General features: G+C 46.6%; 2 protein-coding genes. Both read right to left on the bottom strand.

Translation table 11 applies throughout. The annotated features are described in order from the left end of the window. Positions 1-440 precede the first annotated feature (440 nt). Positions 441-629: a hypothetical protein gene (locus tag AACY52_RS28265; protein ID WP_339561064.1), complete on the bottom strand. Its 189-nt coding sequence runs from the start codon at positions 627-629 to the stop codon at positions 441-443. Positions 630-1,693: 1,064 nt separating this feature from the next. Beyond that, positions 1,694-2,740, bottom strand: a complete 1,047-nt coding sequence (locus tag AACY52_RS28260; RefSeq protein ID WP_339561063.1) for an HD domain-containing phosphohydrolase — start codon at positions 2,738-2,740, stop codon at positions 1,694-1,696. Positions 2,741-3,019: the final 279 nt, after the last annotated feature.

The following is a 3,019-nucleotide window of genomic DNA, read 5'->3' as shown; positions in this document are numbered from 1 at the left end:
TCTCCAGCGCAGGAGAGGTGCGTCCGTAATGAGGGAAATAGCTGCTGCGAGGAGCGTTCAGCGGAAAAAATGGATGGAATAGGCGGCAGACGTGATCGGTTTTGAACGGCTGCCGTTTTTTGAAAGCACCTATGGCTCAGCAGTCGAAAAATAGCGGCCTACTTCAGACCATCCCTAACGACACAAGACTGCTTCAGTCGCTCGTAAGGATAAGCTGATGTATTTTACGCAACTCACAACGACCGGTGCCGTTTAGCTTCAGTACACTGGAGCTCACCCGCCAGGGGAGGGTTCCAACATTAGGGGTGAGCGAACACACCTTCCTCACCCGGACAATAAGGACGATTATGTCCGCGTATTTTTATCTCTGCGAAACCGCAGCGGTCAGTTACCGGCTACGTTTGTACAACATTAGAGTTAGACAACGAGCTTCGTGGCGTTTAGATAACTCCTGGCAATTTACCGGCTAGCAAACCTACCGGTTCATGCTCGAATCCGAAAGTAGCTGTAGCATTAAGGAAATGGTTCGAGGCATCTCGAGGTCGTTTTTGCAGCACCTGTCTAGCCTCGACCTCGATTTGAGCTTTCATGAGCCACTTGGCTGTATTGGCCTTACGTTTGCCTTTCATGATCAATCTCATTGTGTCTAATCGTTTGAAGGCTTGGTGTAAATGTATTACAACAAGCTGCTGCACGGTAGGGTCAATTTTGCTCCGGCAGTAACACTGTGCAGGCATGCGTGAACGAGAGAGGAGCAAATCGGTCCCGATAGGGGGGCGTGAAGATTTTGGTGAATATCCGAATATATCTTGCTGACTATAAACTATAGTCCACAGGATATATTCGGATAATTTCCGTCGGCAGCTATGCTTCAGCACTGCACCGCTACCCTTGCGATCATCACCGAAGGATGGAGCCAACCCATAGTGAATTAGGCCTGCGGGGTAGAAAATGAAGGGGCGCCGTAAGGTCAGAACAGATAAGTGGCTGATGCAAGATCAGTTCTCAAAGATGCTAGGGCCACCCTTGCTTCTAAACCCGATGTTGGGCGTTTTATCCACGCTGCGGCACAGGTGGAGTTTGACGAACCTACTGGGATACTCGCTGGAAGTCGAAGGGCTGCTGAGGGATTATCAAAAAGTCATGACGATCAGAAATGACCACTGCGCGTTGCCTCTCTAAGTACTTTCATCATGACGATTGAGCCGCAGAAGGCTTCGGACGCACCATCAGCCTATGTGATAGTTTGTCATCCGACAAATCATCCAAGATTTTGAGGCTTGGATAGCTCGCGGCGCCCTTGCTTGTGTACTTGAGTTGAAACCAGGAATGCTTGCTTTGCGCTTAAGTATCTGTACGAAATCCCTTTGAAGTCGAAAAAATCTATCTTTACCCTAGGCATGTCGACTTCCGAAAATCTATCGACGGTCTCACCAAGCTGGTCGAACTGGATACTAACGTAGCGGTATTGCATCGTAACCGATCCATGAACTAAATGGGTGGGTCGCGGGTTTAATATGGAAGTTCAGGTGAAAAAAACTCAGTGCAACATTCATCGAGCTGTTTTCGGCAAATAGCGATGAGTGCTTATAAAGTTTCGACGCGCCGTGAACGTGCGGCAAGTTAATCGGGTCCTCCATAGTATGATGTCCATAAGCCTGCTGTCACAATGCAGTGTTCAATCTTATTAAAATCAAACGGATAACTTTTCAATCTCATAAATCAAATTACAGAAGGCGTCTACGAGCGATGAGTCAAAATGTTTGCCAGCTTGCTCGATAATATAATTTCTGGAACGTTCCAAATCCCATGCTTGTTTGTAAGGTCGAGACATTCGAAGAGCATCATAAACATCACAAATTGCTACGATTCTTGCCGATAACGGAATTTCCTCGCATCGAAGGCCATCAGGGTAGCCAGTGCCATCCCAGCGTTCGTGATGCCTTAGAGCAATCTCAGCTGATAGGTCTGATAGAGGAGAACCTTTTGTGTCATATAGAATCTCATAGCCGATACGAGGATGCTCACGCATTATTTTCCGTTCTGCAGCCGTCAAAGGGCCATTTTTTTGCAGAATCGCATCTTCAATGCCAATTTTTCCTACATCATGCATAGGTGCGGCAATACGGATCATTTCGCACCAATGCGAAGGCATACCTATGGCTCGTGCTAGTAATGCGGCGGAATCTCCAATGCGATAAATATGACAACCTGTGTCGGTATCCCGGTAACTTGCAGCTCGACACAAACTATTGATGCTTGCTTTATAGCTAAGCTCCAATTGCGCTGTACGTGATTTTACACTGCGAATTAGCTCGCCATTCGCTTCGCGTAATTTTTTGACCAGCCAAACTAGTTCTAAGTACGTTCGACCCTCCTTGATTGCTGATTCTGGTATTTTAAGATGCTTTGAAGTGAAATCGTTGGGGGCTTTCTCAAAAAAGCTATGCATATTTTCAATATCATTAAAGTCCGTTAAGATGAGAAACGGCACCTCAGCCCGGTTGCACTCTTTGAGAACTTCGAAAATGTCAAAGCCAATTAGAGCTGTTTTTTCTAGGTTTAGTATCAGTAGGTCCCAGGAATTTAAACGTAGCCAATCCAAATCTTCCCTAACGTTTGATATCGTAATTATATTGCGCAAGCCAAATGCTCGTAGGTATGAGCTGAGCCTAAGAAGGCGAGTTGGGGCTTTATTGATTATTACAATATTTTTTTCACTATATACTTTCGAGAACATAGGTCGACCCCTCATCGCTGAAGCTTTGTTAAAAGATGCTAAGCTTTTAGGTTTTTCCAAGTCGCTACTTAAGCTCCGAAAGAAATTTTAATCGACGCCATCAAGCCTGAATTACGAGTTTCTTGAGATCAGATTGAGATTTCAGGTATCACAATTCCAATATGTTAAGGGAGTACAAATGATTGTTGGAGAGTATTTGGGGCCATCAGCAATTGCCATCACGGCGGGGGGGCGGGGGGGGGGGGGGGGGGGGGGGGGGGGGGGGGGTGGGGGGGGGGG

This window comes from Pseudomonas sp. EA_65y_Pfl1_P113 (assembly GCF_963970525.1).
In the GTDB taxonomy this organism is placed as follows: Bacteria; Pseudomonadota; Gammaproteobacteria; order Pseudomonadales; family Pseudomonadaceae; genus Aquipseudomonas; species Aquipseudomonas tritici.
The sequence above is the reverse complement of the archived record's forward strand: the minus strand, read 5'-3'. Positions and strand labels throughout refer to the sequence as shown.

Coding starts and splice junctions, on each gene's coding strand:
- AACY52_RS28265 (WP_339561064.1), bottom strand. CDS start 629: ATGAAAGGCAAACGTAAGGCCAATACAGCCAAGTGGCTCATGAAAGCT.
- AACY52_RS28260 (WP_339561063.1), bottom strand. CDS start 2,740: ATGTTCTCGAAAGTATATAGTGAAAAAAATATTGTAATAATCAATAAA.